This window comes from Rhizobium sp. NZLR1b (assembly GCF_019685155.1).
Classification (GTDB): Bacteria; Pseudomonadota; Alphaproteobacteria; order Rhizobiales; family Rhizobiaceae; genus Rhizobium.
On sequence record NZ_JABDWC010000005.1, the window covers coordinates 269,390 to 289,773 of the forward strand.

General features: G+C 61.2%; 19 protein-coding genes. 13 read left to right on the forward strand and 6 right to left on the reverse strand.

Annotated elements, in window-relative coordinates:
- Positions 1-2: 2 nt before the first annotated feature.
- A complete protein-coding gene (locus HJB84_RS10035; RefSeq protein WP_221115841.1) occupies positions 3-1,457 on the reverse strand; it encodes a UdgX family uracil-DNA binding protein in 1,455 nt (484 codons plus the stop codon).
- A complete protein-coding gene (locus tag HJB84_RS10040) occupies positions 1,457-2,689 on the reverse strand; it encodes a putative DNA modification/repair radical SAM protein (protein WP_207584347.1) in 1,233 nt (410 codons plus the stop codon). The genes HJB84_RS10035 and HJB84_RS10040 overlap by 1 nt, the downstream gene beginning before the upstream one ends.
- Positions 2,690-2,943: 254 nt before the next feature.
- On the opposite strand from HJB84_RS10040, the gene greA reads away from it, so the two are divergent.
- Together greA and HJB84_RS10050 are read left to right on the forward strand one after the other, a co-directional pair.
- Positions 2,944-3,420, forward strand: a complete 477-nt coding sequence (gene greA / locus HJB84_RS10045; protein WP_164013475.1) for a transcription elongation factor GreA — start codon at positions 2,944-2,946, stop codon at positions 3,418-3,420.
- A gap of 27 nt (positions 3,421-3,447) precedes the next feature.
- On the forward strand, positions 3,448-4,506 hold the full coding sequence (locus HJB84_RS10050) for a glycosyltransferase family 4 protein (RefSeq protein WP_221115842.1): 1,059 nt from the start codon (positions 3,448-3,450) through the stop codon (positions 4,504-4,506).
- A gap of 62 nt (positions 4,507-4,568) precedes the next feature.
- Here HJB84_RS10050 and HJB84_RS10055 read toward each other — a convergent pair whose 3' ends face one another.
- Positions 4,569-5,906, reverse strand: a complete 1,338-nt coding sequence (locus HJB84_RS10055) for a dicarboxylate/amino acid:cation symporter (RefSeq protein ID WP_221115843.1) — start codon at positions 5,904-5,906, stop codon at positions 4,569-4,571.
- A 221-nt stretch (positions 5,907-6,127) separates the two neighbouring features.
- On the opposite strand from HJB84_RS10055, the gene HJB84_RS10060 reads away from it, so the two are divergent.
- Both HJB84_RS10060 and HJB84_RS10065 read left to right on the forward strand, forming a co-directional pair.
- Positions 6,128-8,002, forward strand: a complete 1,875-nt coding sequence (locus HJB84_RS10060) for an ATP-binding protein (RefSeq protein ID WP_221115844.1) — start codon at positions 6,128-6,130, stop codon at positions 8,000-8,002.
- A 4-nt stretch (positions 8,003-8,006) separates the two neighbouring features.
- A complete protein-coding gene (locus tag HJB84_RS10065; protein WP_207581242.1) occupies positions 8,007-9,350 on the forward strand; it encodes a sigma-54 dependent transcriptional regulator in 1,344 nt (447 codons plus the stop codon).
- A 24-nt stretch (positions 9,351-9,374) separates the two neighbouring features.
- Here HJB84_RS10065 and HJB84_RS10070 read toward each other — a convergent pair whose 3' ends face one another.
- Positions 9,375-9,842: an Lrp/AsnC family transcriptional regulator gene (locus HJB84_RS10070; protein WP_164013485.1), complete on the reverse strand. Its 468-nt coding sequence runs from the start codon at positions 9,840-9,842 to the stop codon at positions 9,375-9,377.
- A gap of 231 nt (positions 9,843-10,073) precedes the next feature.
- On the opposite strand from HJB84_RS10070, the gene trxB reads away from it, so the two are divergent.
- The 6 genes from trxB to HJB84_RS10100 all read left to right on the forward strand — a co-directional run bounded on the left by trxB (position 10,074) and on the right by HJB84_RS10100 (position 16,006).
- Positions 10,074-11,048, forward strand: a complete 975-nt coding sequence (gene trxB / locus HJB84_RS10075; protein ID WP_221115845.1) for a thioredoxin-disulfide reductase — start codon at positions 10,074-10,076, stop codon at positions 11,046-11,048.
- Positions 11,049-11,070: 22 nt separating this feature from the next.
- Positions 11,071-11,967, forward strand: a complete 897-nt coding sequence (locus HJB84_RS10080; protein ID WP_003593139.1) for a LysR family transcriptional regulator VtlR — start codon at positions 11,071-11,073, stop codon at positions 11,965-11,967.
- Positions 11,968-12,520: 553 nt separating this feature from the next.
- Positions 12,521-12,814, forward strand: a complete 294-nt coding sequence (locus tag HJB84_RS10085; RefSeq protein ID WP_207581244.1) for a helix-turn-helix transcriptional regulator — start codon at positions 12,521-12,523, stop codon at positions 12,812-12,814.
- A gap of 1 nt (position 12,815) precedes the next feature.
- Positions 12,816-13,982: an MFS transporter gene (locus HJB84_RS10090; protein WP_221115846.1), complete on the forward strand. Its 1,167-nt coding sequence runs from the start codon at positions 12,816-12,818 to the stop codon at positions 13,980-13,982.
- Between the two features lie 25 nt (positions 13,983-14,007).
- A complete protein-coding gene (locus HJB84_RS10095; protein WP_207581246.1) occupies positions 14,008-15,132 on the forward strand; it encodes an alkene reductase in 1,125 nt (374 codons plus the stop codon).
- A gap of 73 nt (positions 15,133-15,205) precedes the next feature.
- Positions 15,206-16,006, forward strand: a complete 801-nt coding sequence (locus HJB84_RS10100; RefSeq protein ID WP_221115847.1) for an aminoglycoside phosphotransferase family protein — start codon at positions 15,206-15,208, stop codon at positions 16,004-16,006.
- Here the strand turns inward: HJB84_RS10100 and HJB84_RS10105 are convergent.
- A complete protein-coding gene (locus tag HJB84_RS10105) occupies positions 16,003-17,025 on the reverse strand; it encodes an NAD(P)H-binding protein (protein ID WP_221115848.1) in 1,023 nt (340 codons plus the stop codon). The genes HJB84_RS10100 and HJB84_RS10105 overlap by 4 nt on opposite strands.
- Before the next feature lie 94 nt (positions 17,026-17,119).
- Between HJB84_RS10105 and HJB84_RS10110 the strand changes: the two genes are divergently transcribed.
- Positions 17,120-18,019: a LysR family transcriptional regulator gene (locus HJB84_RS10110; RefSeq protein WP_207581249.1), complete on the forward strand. Its 900-nt coding sequence runs from the start codon at positions 17,120-17,122 to the stop codon at positions 18,017-18,019.
- A gap of 208 nt (positions 18,020-18,227) precedes the next feature.
- Positions 18,228-18,743: a GrpB family protein gene (locus tag HJB84_RS10115; RefSeq protein ID WP_221115849.1), complete on the forward strand. Its 516-nt coding sequence runs from the start codon at positions 18,228-18,230 to the stop codon at positions 18,741-18,743.
- A 3-nt stretch (positions 18,744-18,746) separates the two neighbouring features.
- On the opposite strand, the gene HJB84_RS10120 is transcribed toward HJB84_RS10115, so the two are convergent.
- Positions 18,747-19,028 carry a DUF2188 domain-containing protein gene (locus HJB84_RS10120; RefSeq protein ID WP_164013504.1) on the reverse strand — a complete coding sequence of 94 codons (282 nt, stop codon included), beginning with the start codon at positions 19,026-19,028 and terminating at the stop codon, positions 18,747-18,749.
- 230 nt (positions 19,029-19,258) lie between these two features.
- Between HJB84_RS10120 and HJB84_RS10125 the strand changes: the two genes are divergently transcribed.
- Positions 19,259-20,356 (forward strand): calcium:proton antiporter, encoded by a 1,098-nt coding sequence (locus HJB84_RS10125; RefSeq protein WP_221115850.1) that lies wholly within the window; start codon positions 19,259-19,261, stop codon positions 20,354-20,356.
- The last annotated feature ends 28 nt before the right edge of the window (positions 20,357-20,384 follow it).

Sequence of the window (20,384 nt, forward strand, 5' to 3'; positions counted from 1 at the left end):
ATTTATTCGGCGGCTGTCATAAGCCGCTGAATTTTCATCATGTCCTCGCGAAATCGCGCGAGCTCCTCCGCCTTCAGCCGCTCGTCGGGGATACGCAGCAGATAGGATGGATGCACCGTCACGAAGAGCGTGCGTCCTCCATCGATCGCCATTGCTTTCCCCCTGACATCTTGCAGGCGCTGTTTGACATCGGTCAGCGCCGCGAGCGCCGTTGCCCCCATGGCAACGATGAGCTTCGGCTCGACCAGCCCCATCTCCAGATTGAGCCACCAGCGGCAGTGCTTTACCTCGCCCATATTAGGCTTCTGGTGGATACGGCGTTTGCCGCGCGGCTCATATTTGAAATGCTTGACGGCATTGGTAACGTAAAGCGTCGAGCGGTCGATGCCCGCCTCGGCGATCACCTGGTCGAGGAGCCGGCCGGCCGGCCCGACGAAGGGGCGTCCTGCTATATCCTCCTGGTCGCCCGGCTGCTCGCCGACGAACATCACCTCTGCATCGCGCGGTCCCTCCCCGAAGACGGTCTGCGTCGCCTTGGCATGAAGCGGGCAGCGGGTGCAGACGTCAGCTTCCGCGCGCAACGCTTCCAGCGTGCCGGCCGGCGCCTCGGGTTCGGCAGGGATATTGCGCGCCACGTCCTGCAGGCGGTCGTGAAAGGGCAGCGATTGCGTCGCCTCGCGCGCGGCCATGGCCCGCACCTTGCTCTCCGCCGATGCGATCAGCCCGGGGATGAGGTCGGCCTCCGGCAGGTTCTTCCAATATTTTTTTGGCATTTCCGCTTGCATCGCCTTCAGCTTCAATCGCGCCGGGTTGAAGATGCTGGCATAGTAGGTGCGCCAGAGTTCATCGGTGGCATCGGTGAGATTGGGCTTCTCGCATGGCGCGTTGCTCATCGTCAGCCGCTCGCCGTCCCAGGCGGCCGACCCCTTGGGCGTGACGATCAGCCAATCCATGTCGGTGAAACGGCGCTGGAAGAAGGGCGCCGTGCGCCGGACGATATGGTGGTCCGGCTCAAACCAGGCGAGGAATTTTCGACGATCTGCCGTTGCGGCACCAACCTCCTTGAAGCGGACGAAAGCGGTCATCTTGTGCGCGTCACGCCGAACGTTTTTCGCCATCAGCCGGGCCCGCACGACGTCCTCGTCGGAGGCCACTTCCAGCAATTGCCGGTCCAGTTGCAGTCGCCAGAGCAGTCGGTAAAGCAACGAGAACCGTGCCGGATCGGAATGGCAGAGAACCGTTTCCGCCAGCTCGATGAAGGCCGGCGGCACCGTCATTGGCTTGCGTGTTATCGCAGGCGTCGGCGGCATGGCGTCGCGTTGAAATGCAAGATCCGGCTCCGCGGCTTTTTCGCGCCAATCGATTTCATCAGGCAATATGCCGGCGGCGGCAAAAGCGCGCGCGGCATCGCGCCATTCGGCAAGCTCGCCCCGTCCTGCAAGCACGACCCGGCGCATCACAGCAACGACAATTGTTCGGGTTTCGGCTCGAACATGGCGCGAAGGTCCGGCCGGTCGATCAGCCGGCGCGGCGACCAGCCTTCCGCCGAGATGAAAGATTGGACCTTCTTGATCGACACGCCGAGCCGCGAGAGATCGTCGAGCCGCAGGCGACGAAACCGGCGTGCCGAAACGATCGCTTTGACGGTCTTGGTCCCGAGACCCGGCACACGCAGCAACCGCTCGCGCTCGGCCCTGTTGATATCGACGGGAAAATCGGCGCGGTTGGCGAGCGCCCAGGCAAGTTTGGGGTCGAGGTTAAGATCGAGCATGCCGCCCACCTGGTTGGCGGTGATCTCATCGATGCCGAAACCATAGAATCGATAGAGCCAGTCGGCCTGATAGAGCCGGTGTTCGCGCATCAGCGGCGGTTTGATCAGCGGCAGGTTTTTGGACGAATCCGGGATCGGGCTGAAGGCGGAATAATAGACACGCTTCAGGCCGTAGCTGCTGTAAAGCCTGCCGCTGGTCGCCAGGATCGTCGCATCGTTCGCTCCGTCGGCGCCAACGATCATCTGCGTGCTCTGGCCGGCCGGCACGAAACGCTGACGCTTCTTTGTCTGCAGCGTCGGTTCGCCGGCGGCTTCGATCTTCAGCCTGAGATCGCCCATTGATCGGCGGATATTGGCGGGTTTCTTTTCCGGCGCAAAGCGGCTGATGCCGTTATCCGTCGGCAACTCGATATTGAGCGACAGCCGGTCGGCATAGAGTCCCGCCTCCTCGATAAGACGCGGCGATGCTTCGGGGATTGATTTCAAATGGATATAGCCGCTAAAATTATGCGTCACACGCAGTTCGCGGACGATGCGGACCATCTCTTCCATCGTGTAGTCGGACGAACGAATAATGCCCGAGGAAAGAAACAGGCCTTCGATATAGTTGCGGCGGTAGAATTCCAGCGTCAGCCAGATGACCTCCTCGGGCGTGAAGCGCGCCCGTTCGACATTGCTCGACGAACGATTGACGCAATAGGCGCAGTCGTAGACGCAGAAATTGGTCAGCAATATTTTGAGAAGCGAAATGCATCGCCCATCCGGGGCATAGGCATGGCAGATGCCGGACCCCTCGGTCGAGCCGAGCCCGCCGCTTGCCGCCGAATCGCGTTTCACCGTGCCGCTGGACGCGCAGGAAGCATCATATTTCGCTGCGTCGGAAAGGATGGCCAAGCGTTCTGTTAGCGACTTCTTCATTAGAATGTTCACTATATGTTCCTTAGAACAAAGTCAACCGCGGTGGTCCGATCTTTTGCTGGTTTTTGCGACGGACGACCCGCTGTCGCGGCGGCTCGCATTTCGTTTATCCGAATTTTCTGGAAATCGGCCTTGGCGATCTGCTATAAGCACTTAACTAGGATTGTGGCACGGTTCCGAAGCTCCCCTTCGGGACCTGTTTTCTTTTGTGTTTGCGCCTAACTGCGTGGATACAAGGAGTGAAGGACAGAAAAATGGTTGAAAAGGTACCAATGACACCGGGTGGCTTCGTCAAGCTGCAGGAAGAACTGCGCTGGCGTCAGCAGGAGGAGCGCCCTCGAATCATCGAGGCGATCGCCGAAGCCCGTGCCCATGGCGACCTTTCCGAAAACGCCGAATATCACGCCGCCAAGGAAGCCCAGAGCCACAATGAAGGCCGCATCAGCGAACTGGAAGACCTGACGGCGCGCGCCGAGGTCATCGACCTGACGAAGATGTCGGGCGACAAGATCAAGTTCGGCGCCAAGGTGAAGCTCGTCGACGAGGACACCGAGGAAGAAAAGACCTACCAGATCGTCGGTGACCAGGAAGCCGACGTCAAGGCCGGCCGCATCTCCATCTCCTCCCCGATCGCCCGTGCGCTGATCGGCAAGGAGGTCGGCGATTCCATCGAGGTCAATGCGCCCGGCGGCGCCAAGGCCTACGAAATCCTCCAGGTTTCCTGGGGCTGATTGGCCGCCAGATACGAGACCCCTCCCGTGCCGGACATTCGTGACGTCGAGATCATCGCGCCCAATTTCAAGCGCCGGCTCTCCGGCGTCACCTCGACCATCGTCCAGCTCATCCCCTGCCAGATCCGGCTCGGCATCAGGATCGCAACTCTCGGTCCCGGCCTGCCGGAGGGCCTGCCGAAACTGAGATGGTCACAGCTCCTCGGCCTCTGGCGCCAGCCGGCGCGCCGGCGCCAGCGCGTCTGGCACGCCCGCCGCAACAACGAGATGGCCGTCGGCATAATGCTTCGCCATCTCCTGCGCATGCAGCTGAAGCTGCTTTTCACCTCGGCCGCCCAACGCCGCCATACCGCCTATACGAAATGGCTGATCCGCCGCATGGACGCTGTTATCGCGACCAGCGACCGTTCCGGCTCGTTCCTCGAGGTGCCGCACACGGTCATCCAGCACGGCGTCGACCTTGCCCTGTTCCATCCGCCGGAAACGACAGACGACGGCATCGCCGCTGCCGGTCTGCCCGGCCGCCATCTCGTCGGCTGCTTCGGCCGCGTGCGCCATCAGAAGGGCACCGATCTTTTCGTGCAGGCGATGATCGAACTCTTGCCGCAGCATCCCGAGTGGACGGCGGTCGTCTCCGGCCGGGTAACGGCGGAGCACACGGCATTCGCAGACAGGCTCAAGGCCGATGTCGCCGCCGCCGGGCTTAGCGACCGTATCCTCTTCCTCGGCGAAGTGCCTGATATCAAGGTCTGGTATCGCCGCCTGACGCTTTACGTCGCCCCCTCCAGAAACGAGGGCTTCGGCCTGACGCCACTCGAAGCCATGGCCTCGCGCACTGCCGTCGTGGCATCGGACGCGGGCGCCTATTCCGAACTCGTCGTCACGGGCGAGACAGGGGCGGTGATCGCCGCCGGCGATGGCAAGGCGCTGACTCGGGCCATCGCCCCCTATATCGCAGATCCCGGTCTGGCGATCGCGCATGGCGAGAATGCACTGCGTCATGTCAGGGCGCACTTCGCGCTGGAGAAGGAAGCGAGTGCGATCGGCGCCGTTTACGACCGGCTTCTTGGCGACAATAACCGCTGATGCAGAAAGAGAAACGGCCCGTCGAATAACGGGCCGCTCCGTAGATGCGATGAAGTGACTGGTTATTCGGCGGGCTGGAAACCTGCGGCCGAAATATCCTCACCGGTCTGGCCGCCCAACGCTCTGGCAAGCTGCGCGGTATCCAACTCGTTTTCCCAACGCGCCACGACGATCGTCGCCACGGCATTGCCGACGAGGTTGGTCAGCGCCCGGCATTCCGACATGAAGCGGTCGATGCCGAGGATGAGCGCCATGCCGGCGACCGGCACGGAGGGCACGACGGAAAGTGTGGCGGCAAGCGTGATGAAGCCGGCGCCGGTGATACCAGCCGCACCCTTCGAGCTCAGCATCGCGACCAGCAACAGCAGGATCTGGTCACCCCAGGAGAGATTGATGCCGGTTGCCTGGGCAATGAACAGGGCCGCCAGCGTCATATAGATGTTGGTGCCATCGAGATTGAAGGAATAGCCGGTCGGGATCACGAGACCGACGACCGAGCGCTTACAGCCGGCCTTTTCCATCTTGTTCATCAGCCCCGGAAGTGCGGCCTCCGAAGACGAGGTGCCGAGAACCAGCAGCAGCTCTTCCTTGATATAGCGCAGCAGCGCCAAGATCGAGAAGCCGTTATAGCGGGCGACGGCGCCGAGAACGACGAGGACGAAGAGCAGCGAGGTGAGGTAGAAGGTGCCGATCAGCATGGCGAGGTTGGCGATCGATCCGATGCCATACTTGCCGATGGTGAAGGCCATGGCGCCGAAAGCGCCGATCGGGGCGGCCTTCATGAGGATGGCGACGAGCTTGAAGACCGGAGCCGTCAGGGCATTGAGGAAATTGACGACCTGCTCGCCCTTTTCGCCGACCATAGCCAGCGCGATGCCGAACAGCACCGAGAAGAACAGCACCTGCAGAATGTCGCCATCGGCAAAAGCGCCGACGATCGTCGTCGGAATGATGTTGGTCAGAAAGCCGACGATGCTCTGCTCGTGCGCCTTCGAGGCAAAGGTGGCGACGGCGGCGGGATCCAGCGAAGCCGGATCGATGTTCATGCCGGCGCCGGGCTGGACGACATTGGCGACGATCATGCCGATGACCAGCGCCAACGTCGAGAAGGTTAGGAAGTACAACATCGCCTTGCCGGCAACGCGGCCGACCTTCTTAAGGTCGCTTATGCCGGCAATGCCGGTCGCTACCGTCAGGAAGATGACCGGCGCGATGATCATCTTGACGAGCTTGATGAAGGCATCACCAAGCGGTTTCAGCTGGGCGCCGAGTTCGGGGTAGAAATGGCCGAGAACGATACCGGCGGCGATGGCCGCAAGAACCTGAACGTAAAGATGGGTGTAAAAGGGCTTCTTTTTGCCCTTGCTGTCTGCGACTGCATCGAATGGTGCTGCGATCATGATATCCTCCTATGGCTCGTCCGGAACGAACTCCGGCCTCCCGAGCCTTCGCTTCAATCCAACAGCTCAGCCGTTGTTGCCATTTCCTTCGCAATCACCGTGCCAGTTTCGAGTGTTTTTATAACCTTTTGATTTTTTTAAATAAAAATTTCAGAAGGCCCGGCGCACTCATGGACAAATGCGGAAATCCGCACAAATCCATTTGCATCCAGTGCAGAAAAATGCACAAATCCGCCATGTCCTTGTCTGTCTCGCAAAGGCTGTGGCCTGCCCTGTCTCTGCACCACCGCATCCGCCGGATGTGGTGGGCCTATGCGGTGATCGCACTGCTTGCCGTCGTCGCAAGTCTCTGGGCCGGCGGCGAGATCGGCCGGCACCGGGCGGAGGCTGCCCTTGAGGAACAGGCCCGCATGGATGCGAGGCTGAATGCGGCTTTGCTGCGCACCGTTCTTGAGAAATACCGGGCCCTGCCCTTCGTGCTGTCGCAGGACGCTGCACTCGCCGCGGCACTGGCGGGAAACGATGCCGGCACGTTCGAGCGGCTCAGTCAGAAGCTGGAAAAGCTGGCGGCGGGCACGAAGGCTGCCGTCATCTATGTCATCGACAAGGACGGCATGGCTGTTTCGGCCAGCAACTGGCGCGAACCGACGAGTTTCGTCGGCAATGATTACCGCTTCCGGGAGTATTTTCGAGGCGCGGCCGAAAGAGGACAGGCCGAGCACTTCGCGCTCGGCACGGTCAGCAAAAAACCGGGTCTCTATATCTCCCAGCGGATTTCGAGCAGCAATGGCCTGCTGGGTGTCGTTGTGGTCAAGGTCGAATTCGACGACGTCGAGGCGGATTGGAATGCCTCGAACACCCCGTCCTACGTCGTTGACGAGCGCGGCATTGTTCTGATCACCAGTATTCCATCATGGCGGTTCATGACGATCGGTCGGATCGCCGAAGACCGGTTGACCGCGATCCGCGAAAGCCTTCAATTCGGCGCTGCACCGCTTCAGCCCCTGCCGCTGGATTTCGTCCGGAACCTCGGCGACGGCCTTGATGTCGCTGAGATCGTCATGCCCGGCGATGCCGGAAAAACCAGGTTTCTCGATGTCGGGATGCCGGTTCCTGCAACCGGCTGGCAGCTGCAGCATCTCGTGGCGCTTGGGCCATCCATCGATGCGGGAATTCGCGAAGCCCGTATGCTGGCCTTGCTCATACTCTTGCCGCTGCTGGCGGGAGCAGCGTTTCTGCTGCGCCGGCGCCATGCGATCACCTTGCGGATTTTCGGAGAACAGCAGGCGCGAGAGGAGTTGGAACGGCGCGTCGCCGAGCGGACCCTGGATCTCAGCCAGGCGCGCGATCGGCTGCAGGCTGAAATCATCGGCCATAAGAGCACCGAACAGCGGCTGCAGGCCGTGCAGCAGGATCTGGTGCAGGCCAACCGGCTGGCAATTCTCGGTCAGGTGGCCGCCGGCGTCGCTCATGAGATCAACCAGCCGGTGGCGACCATCCGTGCCTATGCGGACAACGCCCGCACCTTCCTCGCTCGCGGGCAGGCCGCACCTGCCGGTGAAAATCTCGAAAGCATCGCGGCTTTGACGGAGCGCATAGGTTCGATCACCGAGGAGCTGAAGAGTTTTGCCCGAAAGGGTCGCGGCAGCGCCGAGCCCACAGGATTGAAGGATGTGATCGAGGGCGCGGTGATGCTGTTGCGCAGCCGGTTTGCCGGTCGCATGGATACGCTCGACATCGACCTGCCGCCGGCCGAACTGCGGGTCATGGGAAACCGCATCCGTCTCGAGCAGGTGCTCATCAATCTGCTTCAGAACGCCCTGGAGGCGGTGGCGCCGAAGGCCGGAGAGGGTCGTGTCGAGGTCAGGACATCAGCCGATGCAGACATGGTAACGGTGACGGTCGCCGACAACGGCCCCGGTATTCCGCCGGATATCCGCAAGGGCCTGTTCACGCCGTTCAATACCTCGAAGGAAAGCGGTCTCGGCCTGGGGCTGGTCATCTCCAAGGATATTGTCGGCGATTACGGCGGCCGGATGGAGGTCGCCAGCGACAGCAGTGGAACCCGGTTCATCGTTCATCTGAGGAAGGCTTGAGGTCATGGCCACAATGATGCCCGTTGCCCTGATCGACGACGACAAGGATCTGCGCCGCGCCACCGCCCAGACGCTCGAACTCGCCGGATTCTCCGTTTTCGCCTATGAGGGAGCGAAGGCCGCGCTGGCCGACCTGTCAGCCGACTTTGCCGGCTCCATCGTCACCGATATCCGCATGCCGGAGATCGACGGGCTGCAACTCTTCGCCACGCTGCAGACCATGGATGTTGACCTGCCGGTGATCCTGATGACAGGACACGGCGATATTCCGATGGCGGTTCAGGCAATCCAAGACGGTGCTTATGACTTCATCGCCAAGCCCTTCGCAGCCGATCGGCTCGTCCAAAGCGTTCGTCGCGCCAGCGAGAAGCGGCGGCTTATCCTGGAAAACCGCATGCTGCGCAAAGCTGCCGAGGATGCGCAGGAGAATTCGCCGCTGATCGGCCAGACGCCTGTCATGGAAAATTTGAGAAGAATTCTTCGCCACATCGCCGATACCGATGTCGACGTGCTTGTTGCCGGCGAGACGGGCAGCGGCAAGGAAGTGGTTGCTCAGATCCTGCATCAGTGGAGCCACCGCCGGAAGGGCAATTTCGTGGCGCTGAACTGCGGCGCCCTGCCCGAAACCGTCATCGAAAGCGAGTTGTTCGGCCACGAGGCCGGCGCCTTTACCGGCGCCCAAAAGCGCCGCACCGGCCGCATCGAACATGCAGGCGGCGGCACGCTTTTCCTCGACGAGATCGAGAGCATGCCTGTTGCCACGCAGGTCAAGATGTTGAGGGTGCTGGAGATGCGCGAGATCACGCCGCTCGGCACCAATGAGGTACGCCCGGTCGATCTGCGCGTCGTCGCGGCTGCCAAGATCGACCTCGGGGATCCCGCTGTGCGGGGGGAATTTCGCGAGGATCTCTATTACAGGCTGAATGTCGTGACGATCTCCATTCCGCCGCTGCGAGAACGCCGCGACGACATTCCGCTGCTGTTTTCCCACTTCGCCGCCCGCGCCGCAGAACGCTTTCGCCGTGATGTCCCGCCACTTTCAGAGGGAGTGCGGCGACATCTCGCCTCGCATTCGTGGCCGGGCAATGTCCGCGAACTTTCGCATTATGCCGAACGCGTCGTGCTTGGCGTCGAAGGTGGAGCGCCGGCGGCCACTCCGCAGCCGACGGACGCCACGCTTCCCGAACGGCTGGAACGGTACGAGGCGGAGATCATCCGCGACGCGCTGTCGGCCAATGATGGCGACGTGCGTCGCACCATCGAGGCACTCGGCATTCCGAGAAAGACGTTCTACGACAAGCTTCAGCGCCACGGTATCAACCGGGGTGGCTATGCCGCTCGCAAATAAGCGGGAATAAAGTCCGACGTCGCGTCAGACTTCCACCAGCCCGAGCTTCTTCACCTGCCGGATCGTCAGCATGGTGCGCACGGTGTCGACGTGTTCGTTCGCGGTCAGAACCTCGATGACGAAATCTTGGAAGCGGGTGAGGTTCTCGGCCACGCAATGCAGCAGGAAATCGCTGTCGCCCGAGACCATCCAGGCCTGGCGCACCAGCGGCCATTCGGTGGTGGCGGCGGCGAAGGCCTTGAGATTGCCTTCCGACTGGTGCTTGAGGCCGACCATGCAAAAAGCGACGAGGTCGAAGCCGAGCCGCGGGCTGTTCAGCATCGCGTGGTAACCCTCGATGATGCCCGCTTCCTCGAGCTTGCGCACCCGGCGCAGGCATGGCGGCGCCGAGATGCCGACGCGATCGGCAAGCTCCACATTGGTCATGCGGCCGTCGGCCTGCAGCTCCCGGAGGATCTTTATGTCGATGACGTCGAGTTCGGCGCGACCCACATCATTGCCTTTCTTTAATTCTCCGCGGGGAGCTTCTATATAAAGCGGCGGAATACGCAAGAATGTTTCACGCCGATGACGGATTCTTGCACATCCGGGCGATTTGCCTTGTTGGTAACGCAAGGCTGCCCTTGAATAAAAGCATTGGACGTTCATAAATGGCCCATGGACCGCGAAACGGCCGCAATCGCCACTTAGCCGCCGCCATCCTGCCAGTCGAAAGGAAATGACATGCCCGCCCGCCACACCAAGGTGCTCATCATCGGTTCCGGACCCGCAGGCTATACCGCCGCGGTCTATGCCGCGCGCGCCATGCTGAAACCGGTTCTGATCGCCGGTCTCGAACAGGGCGGCCAGCTGATGATCACCACCGATGTGGAGAATTATCCGGGCTTTGCCGATCCGATCCAGGGTCCCTGGCTGATGGAACAGATGCTGCAGCAGGCAAAACATGTCGGCGCCGAGATCGTCAACGACGTCGTGACCGAAGTCGACATGAACCAGCGTCCCTTCGTCGCCCGCACCGACAGCGGCCAGGTCTGGACCGCTGATACGCTGATCATCGCCACCGGCGCCAAGGCCAAGTGGCTCGGCATCGAGAGCGAGCAGCATTTCCAGGGCTTCGGCGTTTCGGCTTGCGCCACCTGCGACGGTTTCTTCTATCGCAACAAGGATGTGATCGTGGTCGGCGGCGGCAACAGCGCGGTCGAGGAGGCGCTTTATCTCTCCAACATCGCCAAGTCGGTGACATTGGTTCACCGCCGCGACTTTTTCCGGGCCGAGAAGATCCTACAGGAACGCCTGTTCTCCAAGGATAATATCAAGGTGCTGTGGAACACCGAAGTGGCCGAAATCACCGGCACGCCGGCCAAGCCGCCGATGCCGCAATCCGTCTCCGGCGCGCGCCTGCGTGACGTCAGGACCGGCGCGATCACCGAGATGGTAATCGACGGCGTCTTCGTTGCCATCGGCCATGCGCCGGCAACCGAGCTCTTCAAGGACAAACTGAAGCTGAAGGACAATGGTTATCTCTGGACCGCGCCGGATTCGACCGCGACCAGCCTGGAGGGGGTCTATGCCGCCGGCGACGTGACCGACGATACGTTCCGCCAGGCGATCACTGCCGCCGGCCTGGGGTGCATGGCAGCGCTTGAAGCCGAGCGATACCTGACGGGCCACATGCCCGTCGCTGTGGCCGCGGAGTAAGATCGGCATGAGGGGTGGGGGAATGCCATTGGATTGGGACAAGCTGCGTATTTTTCACGCAGCTGCCGAGGCGGGTTCGTTCACGCACGCGGCGGACAAACTGCATCTGTCCCAATCCGCCATCAGCCGCCAGGTCAGCGCGCTGGAGCAGGATGTCGGCACCAAGCTGTTTCATCGCCATGCGCGCGGTCTGATCCTGACGGAACAGGGTGAGCTGCTGTACCGCACTGCCCATGACGTGCTGCTGAAGCTTGAAACGGTGAAGATGCAGCTCACCGAGACCAATGAGACGCCGTCCGGCAAGCTGCGCGTCACCACGACGGTCGGCCTCGGGCAAGGCTGGCTGACCGACAAGATCCAGGAATTCCTGCAGCTCTATCCCGATGTACAGATCCAGCTGATCCTCGACAATGAGGAAGTAGACGTGAACATGCGCCATGCCGACTGCGCAATCCGCCTGCGCCAGCCGCAGCAATCCGACCTCATCCAGCGCAAACTGTTCACCGTGCACATGCACGTCTATGCGGCCCCCTCCTACATCAATCGCCATGGCGAGCCGCAGAAGATCGAGGATCTCGACAATCACCGCATCATCACTTTCGGCGAGCCGGCACCGAGTTACCTGCTCGACGTCAACTGGCTGGAGGTCGCCGGCCGTTCGTCAGACAACAAGCGAATCCCGCATTTGCAGATCAACAGCCAGACCTCGATCAAGCGTGCCGCCCTGCTCGGCATCGGCGTCGCCTGCCTGCCGGATTACATCGTCGGCCGCGACCCGGGCCTGATTCAGCTGGCGATCAATGCCGACGTTCCCTCCTTCGACACCTATTTCTGCTATCCCGACGAGATCAAGAACGCCGCCAAGCTGAAAGCTTTTCGCGATTTCATCGTCAGCAAGGCCAGAAACTGGAACTTTTGAGCCAGATTTATAGAATGATTTCCATACTATGCGGAATGCGCATAACTGGCATGCACAAATAAGGGTTGCCGTTTGCACATTAAACCACCATATCGCTTATAGCTGATGCACACGGTGGCTTTTCCTCCCAGTTCCACCGCATTAGCTGTTCCCCTCTGGAGGTTTTTGACCTTCACACTTATAAAGGGCCCTGGTTTTCCAGTGGCCCTCTTTTTTTGCCTTGCCTCCTCGGGAAATGCCGCACCGCAAAAAATTTGTGCGGCGCATAGCAGATATGCACAAAAAAGCATTGAAACCTGCCCAAGGAAGCACCATATCCCTCTCAGCTGATGCATCTTGTGGTTTCTCTCCCAGTACCACCGCATTAGCTGTTCCCCTCTGGAGGTTTTTGACCTTCACAATTATAAGGGCCCTGGTTTTCCGGTGGCCCTCTTTTTTTGCCCAAAATTTACCCAATCCATAAAACTCGCCGCCTCACGCCTCCGTGATTTGCATATCGACGTCCAACGATCGATATATCGATAGAACACGATTTATAGTTCGGTGAATAACGATGGAAAAAGACGAGATCATCAAGGCACTCGCCCATCCGACCCGGATGGAAATTCTGAACTGGCTGAAAAATCCAGAGCAACATTTCCCCTCGCAGGAGCATCCTTTCGAAATGGGCGTCTGCGCCAGCCAATTCGAGCGCTGCGGCCTGTCGCAGTCGACGGTCTCGGCCCATTTGGGAACGCTGCACCGCGCCGGCCTCGTAAGCACCAAACGCGTCGGTCAGTGGATTTTCTACAAACGCAACGAAGAAACGATCGCCGCCTTCCTGAAGCAACTGACGCAGGACCTTTAGAATGCCCCTCGCCCTCCTCGTTCTCGCCTTGAGCTCGTTTGCGATAGGCACCACCGAATTCGTCATCATGGGTCTGTTGCCCGAGGTCGCCGCCGATCTCTCGGTCAGTATCCCGCAGGCCGGATGGCTGGTGACCGGTTATGCGCTAGCGGTGGCCATCGGCGCCCCGGTAATGGCTGTTTCGACTGCGAAGCTGAAGCGCCGCACCGCCCTGATCGCGCTGATGGCCTTCTTCATCGCTGGCAACCTGCTCTGCGCGCTGGCGAGCGACTACTGGGTGCTGATGATCGCCCGCGTCGTGACCGCGCTTTGCCACGGCGCCTTCTTCGGCATCGGTTCGGTCGTTGCCGCCGGGCTCGTCGCCGAAGACCGCAAGGCCCGCGCAGTCGCACTGATGTTTACCGGCCTGACGCTTGCCAACGTTCTCGGCGTACCGCTCGGCACCGCAATCGGCCAAGCCTATGGCTGGCGCGCCACCTTTGGGGTCGTCACCGTCATCGGCGTCGTCACCATTCTCGGCCTGATCGCCATCCTGCCCAGGGATAAGCAGCAGGAAAACGGCAGTATCCTGCGCGAAATCGCGGCGCTCAGGAATGGCCGCCTGTGGCTGGCGCTCTCCACCACCGTCTTCTTCGCTGCCTCGATGTTCGCCCTCTTCACCTATATCGCCCCGTTGCTGCGCGACGTCACCGGCGTTTCGCCGGAAGGCGTCACCTGGACGCTGTTCCTGATCGGCCTCGGACTGACCATCGGCAATCTCGTCGGCGGCAAACTTGCCGACTGGCGTCTTGGCGCGACGCTTGCCGGCGTCTTCGCCGCGATCGCCCTCACCTCGATCGTCTTCAGTTATACGAGCCGCTTCTTTATCCCGGCTGAAATCACGCTCTTCCTCTGGGCACTAGCAAGCTTCGCCGCCGTGCCGGCGCTCCAGGTCGGCGTCGTCAGCTTCGGCAAGGACGCCCCGAACCTGGTTTCAACCATTAATATCGGCGCCTTCAACACCGGCAATGCACTCGGCGCCTGGGTTGGCGGCCTCGTCATCGATGCCGGCTTCGATCTCACCCGCGTGCCGCTCGCCGCAGCCCTGATGGCCCTGATCGGCCTCGGCGCGACGGCGCTCACCTATCTCTCCGCCCGGGGCCGAGCCGCCCTCGCCCCCGCTGAGTGAACCTCCCGCAAAAGAAAGGACCATCATGGCCAAGCTTTTCGAACCCACCAAGGTCGGCGATATCGCAGTCAAGAACCGCATCGTCATGGCGCCGCTCACCCGCAACCGCTCGCCGGGCGCGATCCCGAACGACCTCAACGTCGAATATTACCGCCAGCGCGCCACGGCTGGCCTGATCATCACCGAAGCGACAGCGATCACCCATCAGGGCCAGGGTTATGCCAACGTGCCCGGTCTCTATAGCAAAGAGGCTCTCGACGGCTGGAAGCGCGTAACCAACGCGGTCCATACAGCAGGCGGCAAGATCGTCGTCCAGATGTGGCATGTCGGCCGCATCTCGCACACGACGCTGCAGCCGAACGGCGGCAAGCCGGTCTCTTCGACCGACCGCGTCGCCAAGGCCAAGACCTATCTGGTCAACGGCGACGGCAGCGGCAGCTTTGCCGACACCTCCGAGCCGCGCGCGCTCGAAACTACCGAAATCCCCGGTATCGTCGAAGATTACCGCAAGGCCGCCCGCGCGGCGATTGACGCCGGTTTCGACGGCGTCGAGATCCATGGCGCCAACGGCTACCTGCTCGACCAGTTCATCCGCGACGGCGTCAACGAGCGCACCGACCAATATGGCGGCTCGATGGAAAACCGCACCCGTCTGACCTTCGAGGTCGTCGATGCCGTTGTGAGCGAAATCGGCGCAGGCCGCACCGCGATCCGCATCTCACCGGTGACGCCATCGGGTGAAAGCTACGATTCCGATCCGCAGGCGACCTTCACCCATGTCGTCGAAGGTCTGGCAAAATACGATCTCGCCTATATCCATGTGATCGAAGGCCAGACCGGTGGTGATCGCGACTACCGCCAGGGCGACAATCCGTCCTTCGACTATAAGGCGTTGCGCGAGGCTTATGAAACGGCCGGCGGCAAGGCCGACTGGATGGTCAATAACGGTTATGACCGGGAACTGGCGGTCGACGCCATTGAAAGTGGCCGCGTGGATCTCGTCGCCTTCGGCAAGCCCTTCATCGCCAATCCCGATCTTGTCGAACGGCTGGCGAAGAACTTGCCGCTCAACACGCCAGACCAGTCGACCTTCTATGGCGGCACCGCCAAGGGTTATGTCGATTACCCCGTCCTCGAAAAGGTCGCCTGAGCCTTTCCACGCCAACGCGAATCCCGCCGAAAGGCGGGATTCCATTTCCGAGATGTCTTTGTAGGGTGCCATCATGTTCGCTCCCCATCTTGATCGCTGGTCGCTGATTGCCGACGGCGAACCCATCATCACCCATTCAAGCCGCCTGCTGCCAGTCCTTTGGCAGGACAGGCCCGCCATGCTGAAAGTGGCGGCCGATATTGACGAACGATACGGCGCGCTGTTGATGCAATGGTGGGCGGGTGATGGCGCAGCCCATGTCTATGCCCAGGAAGGCGACGCCGTGCTTTTGGAAAGGGCGATGGGAAAACGCTCGCTGCTTGCCATGGCGATGAACGGCGAGGACGACGAGGCGAGCCGCATCCTCTGCCGAACGGCGGCACGGCTGCATGCGCCGCGCGAAAAACCGCTTCCTGATCCCGTGCCCCTCGCCCACTGGTTCCGCGATCTGGAACCGGCAGCCAAAAAACATGGCGGCACGCTTGCCAATTGCTCAGCGATTGCCGACGCCCTGCTTGCCGACCAGCGCGACCTCACCGTCCTGCATGGCGATATTCATCACGACAACATTCTCGACTTCGAGGCGCGTGGTTGGCTGGCGATTGATCCGAAACGGCTCCATGGCGAGCGCGGCTTCGATTTCGCCAATATCTTCGCCAATGAGGACCTGCCTGTTATCACCGATCCCGCCCGTTTCCGCCGCCAGCTCACCGTCGTTTCGGCCGAGGCCAGGCTGGAGTCAAAACGGCTGCTGCGATGGATTGCGGCCTATTCCGGCCTTTCCGCCGCTTGGTTCCTCGGCGACACAGACACGCGGCAGGCGGAGACGGCTCTGACAGTCGCCCGGCTCGCCCTCGCTGAATTAGAGGCCTAACCCGCATTCTCATGCGAAGGCGCGATCAAGCCGGTCATCATGTCACGATGCGATTCAGGCAGGCAGCCGAGCGCCACGAGCGAAGCCCTGACCGCCTCGTCGATCGGCGTCTGCGGCTCTTTGCCGAGTTCGGCAACCAGCTTGCCGTTCCTCATCCGCAACGGCACCTTCCAGAGATAGCGCATCTCCCTGATCTCCCGCATCACAGCAACAAACGGCGCCGCCAGCGGCACGATCCACCAGGGGAAGCCGCCGATTTTCGCCTTGCCGCCGGCGACACGTTTGATGGCTTCGGCCATCTGCATGCCATCCGCATCCCAGAAGCCTTCCATATGATAGACGGCAAAGGGCGGCAGCCGATCGGCCCGCTCGGCAAGCCGAGCGATTGTTTCCGCCATGTCGGGCAGATAGGCCCACTGATGGCCGACGCCGTGCCGTCCCGGATTCTTGATCGTGCCGACCGGCTTGCCCGGCGTCACCAGGCCGGATGAGAACCAGCTGTTTCCAGTCGCACCCGGACCGAAGAAATCCCCGGCCCTGACGATGATGACGCCCGCGCCGGATTGCGACGCCGCCTTCAGCCGCTTCTCCATTTCGACACGGACTAGCCCCTTCTTCGTCACCGGATGCTGCGGGCTATCTTCCGTCGGCGCCGGCAGGGCATCGGGGCCGAAATTGTAGACGTTGCCCGGCAGCACGATGCGCGCGCCGACGGCGCGAGCAGCGGCAATGCTATTGTCGAGCATCGGCAGCACCAGCGTTTCCCAGTCGCGGTAACCGGGCGGATTGACGGCGTGGACGATCAGGTCGACGCCTTCAGCCGCCCTCAACACGTCGCCGGCATTCATCGCATCGCCCTGCATCCATTCGAAAGCCGGCTCGCGCCTCGACGCCTTGGCGGCATCACGGTTGAGCGCCCGGATGCGCCAGCCGCGGGCAAGCAGCTTGCGGGCAACCGCTCCGCCGATGCCGCCGGTGGCGCCGAGAATGAGCGCCGTCGTGTTCATTTTGCTGTTCATGACAATCATCTCCATCGATCCGATAAAAGGACTATGCCACCGGGAGGAGATAAACAAAATTGACGAAATAAATGCAGCTGCTATACAAAAATACATGATCGCTGAACCGAGCTGGGATTTCTACCGCAGTTTCCTGACCGTGCTCCAGCAAGGGTCGCTTTCGGCCGCCGCCCGCGAACTGGGGCTGACGCAGCCGACCATAGGTCGTCATGTCGACGCACTGGAAATGGCAATCGGCGCCGAACTCTTCACTCGATCCCCGAACGGGCTATTGCCGACCGACGCCGCACTGGCGCTGAGACCCTATGCCGAGACGCTGGCGGCAACCACTGCCGCCCTTTTGCGCACCGCATCCGGCGAGCGCGATCGCGTGGCTGGAACCGTCAGGATCAGCGCCAGCGAGGTCATCGCCATCGAAGTGCTGCCTGGGCTTCTTGGACGGCTGCAGGAGACATATCCCGAACTCCAGATCGAGCTGTCGGCTTCCGATACGATAGAGGACCTGGTGAACCGCGAGGCCGATATCGCCGTGCGCATGGCCGAGCCGCAGCAGGGTGCGCTCGTCGTGCGTCGCATTGGCGATATCCCGCTCGGCTTCCATGCCCATCGCCGCTATCTCGAACGATACGGCATTCCGCAAACCTTGGCTGACCTCGCAAACCACCGGCTCATCGGCTTCGACCGGCAGACGGCCTATGTCCGTATGGTGATGAAGCGCTACGCGGTTCCCGGCATCCACTTCTCCTACAGGACCGACAGCAATCTCGCCCAGCTTGCCGCGGTCCGCGCCGGCGTCGGCATCGGCCTCTGCCAAGTCGGGCTTGCACGTGAAAACCCCGATCTGGTGCACGTGCTACCCGATGCTTTCGGCCTACCGCTCGGCACGTGGGTGGCGATGCATGAGAGCCTGAAGACCTCGCCGCGCTGTCGCGCCACCTTCGACGCACTGGTCAAGGGGCTTCAGGACTATCACCGATATTCGACCAGCACATAAGCTCCAAATCCGGAATCGATTTTCGCAAAGAATCTTGCGCAAATTCAACGTGATTGAGCATCTAAAGCATGTCGCGCAAAAGTGTTCAGCGGTTTTGCGCTAACGACATGCGTAAAAACAAAGACCTAAAGCGCGAGGGGCGAATCTGAAGATCGCGACGCGCTTTAGAACCTGTCCTATCGGACGCGCGGCGCTGTAGCGGAAGAAGATGATGACCCACGATCCGGTTGAACTCGTGCCCTACGATCCGCAATGGCCAGAGGCGTTTCGGCGCATCCGCGACAGGTTACTCGTCTTGCTGCCGCAGGCGCTCTCCATCGACCACATCGGCAGCACGTCCATATCGGGCATGAGTGCCAAACTGCTGATCGATATCGACATCGTTCTTCCCGGCCTCGGGCACATCGAGGATGCCACCGATGTGCTTCTGGCAGAAGGCTACGAACCGCGCGGCAATCGTTACGACGACGAGGTCTGGGCATTTTTATCACGAGGTTCCGTGCCGCGGGAGCGCGTCTACCTCGGCCTGCTCGGCAATGGCACGCATCGAAACAGGCTCGCTTTTCGGGATTATCTCATCATGCATCCGCAGGCGGCGGCCGATTATGCCGCGCTCAAACGCAGGCTGGCAGCCGAATTCAGGATGGACGGCAATCGCTATACTGCGCATAAGCGCGAATTCGTCGACGCGATCGTCGCGCGGGGCTTAACGGACGACGATTAGGCTTCAGATGCCTTGCGAGGCCTCGGCCGAGCGGTCCTTCCACTGGCCGTCCACCACCTCGGTTTCCGGCCGGTCGCCGCCTTCGGCATATTCCTCATGCCACTTGCCGTTCTCGTCCTGCCAACTGATCTCGGCGGAATCGCCGCCGACCTGCTGTTCGGCCGCGACGATACGCGCAGCTTCCACTGCCTCGGCATGGGTCGGGAATGCCTCGGAATAGACGCCTCCGAGCCGGTAGGCCCAACCGCCGTCATGCGGCACGACTTCGTAGACCACCTTGATCATGCATTCACCTCCTCATCTTCTTGTTGCGCATTCGCACGCTTCCGGACAGGATCCGGATCATCGCGGCCGCTTGACGAGAATTCGAGGACGCCGCGATCTGCTTTTCGGCCCCGATGACATCAGTATTCCATTAAACGCCGAAGACTGCAAATGGGACTGGATCGATGCTTGCTTGATATGCGGAATCAGTGACTTAGATAAAACGCATGGATCGGGACAGGAGCTGAAGCTTGGGGATTGCATCACGCTTGAAAGAAGAGAAGTTTCTGGTCGCGGCACTTGTCGTTGCAGCGATCGCCTATTTCTTGGAACACGCGGTGATCGAGATGGGACGCGGCATCGCCCTGATCGCGGCCGCCGCCCTGGTCGGCACCATCGTTCTCGCCTCGATCCGAGTTGCCCATCACGCCGAGCTGCTCGCCGTCAAGGTTGGCGATCCCTATGGCACGATGATCCTGACGCTGTCGGCCGTCGCCGTCGAGGTCATCATCCTCGCCATCATGATGAGCGGCGAGAGTTCGCCGGCACTGGTGCGCGACACGATCTATTCCGCCCTGATGCTCGATATCAACGGCATTCTGGGTCTCGCCGCCCTGCTCGGCGGCCTCAAGCATGGTGAACAGCCCTACAACGACAATTCGGGCAAGACCTACGGCGTGATGATCCTCACCGCCATCGGCATCTCGATGATCGTGCCGGAATTCGTGCCCGGCGACAAATGGCACTATTATTCCGCCTTCACCATCGTCGCGATGATTGCGCTCTACGGCCTCTTCCTGCGCATGCAGGTCGGCCAGCACAGCTATTTCTTCAGCTACAGCTATCCGCGCTCCGAACGGAAGAAAGAAAGTCCGGACGAGCATGGTCCCGACGAATCGACCGCAATCTCGATCGCCACCATTCTGGTCGGCGTCGTCATCATCGGCCTGCTGGCGGAGTTCATGGCCACACTCATGACCGAGGGTCTGCGCGACAGCGGCGCGCCGATCGCGGTGACCGCCGTCGTCGTCGCGGCGATTTCAGCCGCCCCCGAGATTCTCACCGCCTTGAGGGCAGCCCTCAGGAACCGCATGCAGGCGACGGTCAACATCGCCATGGGCGCCTCGCTCTCGACGGTGATCCTGACGGTGCCGGTCATGGAGGCCATCGCACTCTATACCGGTCAGCCATTCATCATGGCGATGACCCCGGTGCAGACGGTGATGGTGACGATCACCTTGATTGCCGCCGCGATCAATCTTAACGACGGCGAGACCAACGCTATCGAAGGCATGACCCATTTCATCCTCTTCGCCACCTTCGTCATGCTGACGGGGCTGGGGCTTTGACGGCGGCGCGCTGAAGCCGATATTCGAA

What these genes read in the sequence shown, in the direction of transcription:
- HJB84_RS10055 (WP_221115843.1), bottom strand. Translation starts at nt 5,906, where the DNA reads ATGATCGCAGCACCATTCGATGCAGTCGCAGACAGCAAGGGCAAAAAG.
- HJB84_RS10035 (WP_221115841.1), bottom strand. Translation starts at nt 1,457, where the DNA reads ATGCGCCGGGTCGTGCTTGCAGGACGGGGCGAGCTTGCCGAATGGCGC.
- HJB84_RS10100 (WP_221115847.1), top strand. Translation starts at nt 15,206, where the DNA reads ATGTTCGCTCCCCATCTTGATCGCTGGTCGCTGATTGCCGACGGCGAA.
- HJB84_RS10105 (WP_221115848.1), bottom strand. Translation starts at nt 17,025, where the DNA reads ATGAACAGCAAAATGAACACGACGGCGCTCATTCTCGGCGCCACCGGC.
- HJB84_RS10095 (WP_207581246.1), top strand. Translation starts at nt 14,008, where the DNA reads ATGGCCAAGCTTTTCGAACCCACCAAGGTCGGCGATATCGCAGTCAAG.
- HJB84_RS10115 (WP_221115849.1), top strand. Translation starts at nt 18,228, where the DNA reads ATGATGACCCACGATCCGGTTGAACTCGTGCCCTACGATCCGCAATGG.
- HJB84_RS10080 (WP_003593139.1), top strand. Translation starts at nt 11,071, where the DNA reads ATGCCATTGGATTGGGACAAGCTGCGTATTTTTCACGCAGCTGCCGAG.
- HJB84_RS10040 (WP_207584347.1), bottom strand. Translation starts at nt 2,689, where the DNA reads ATGAAGAAGTCGCTAACAGAACGCTTGGCCATCCTTTCCGACGCAGCG.
- HJB84_RS10065 (WP_207581242.1), top strand. Translation starts at nt 8,007, where the DNA reads ATGGCCACAATGATGCCCGTTGCCCTGATCGACGACGACAAGGATCTG.
- HJB84_RS10110 (WP_207581249.1), top strand. Translation starts at nt 17,120, where the DNA reads ATGATCGCTGAACCGAGCTGGGATTTCTACCGCAGTTTCCTGACCGTG.
- HJB84_RS10120 (WP_164013504.1), bottom strand. Translation starts at nt 19,028, where the DNA reads ATGATCAAGGTGGTCTACGAAGTCGTGCCGCATGACGGCGGTTGGGCC.
- HJB84_RS10060 (WP_221115844.1), top strand. Translation starts at nt 6,128, where the DNA reads ATGCACAAATCCGCCATGTCCTTGTCTGTCTCGCAAAGGCTGTGGCCT.
- greA (WP_164013475.1), top strand. Translation starts at nt 2,944, where the DNA reads ATGGTTGAAAAGGTACCAATGACACCGGGTGGCTTCGTCAAGCTGCAG.
- HJB84_RS10090 (WP_221115846.1), top strand. Translation starts at nt 12,816, where the DNA reads ATGCCCCTCGCCCTCCTCGTTCTCGCCTTGAGCTCGTTTGCGATAGGC.
- HJB84_RS10085 (WP_207581244.1), top strand. Translation starts at nt 12,521, where the DNA reads ATGGAAAAAGACGAGATCATCAAGGCACTCGCCCATCCGACCCGGATG.
- trxB (WP_221115845.1), top strand. Translation starts at nt 10,074, where the DNA reads ATGCCCGCCCGCCACACCAAGGTGCTCATCATCGGTTCCGGACCCGCA.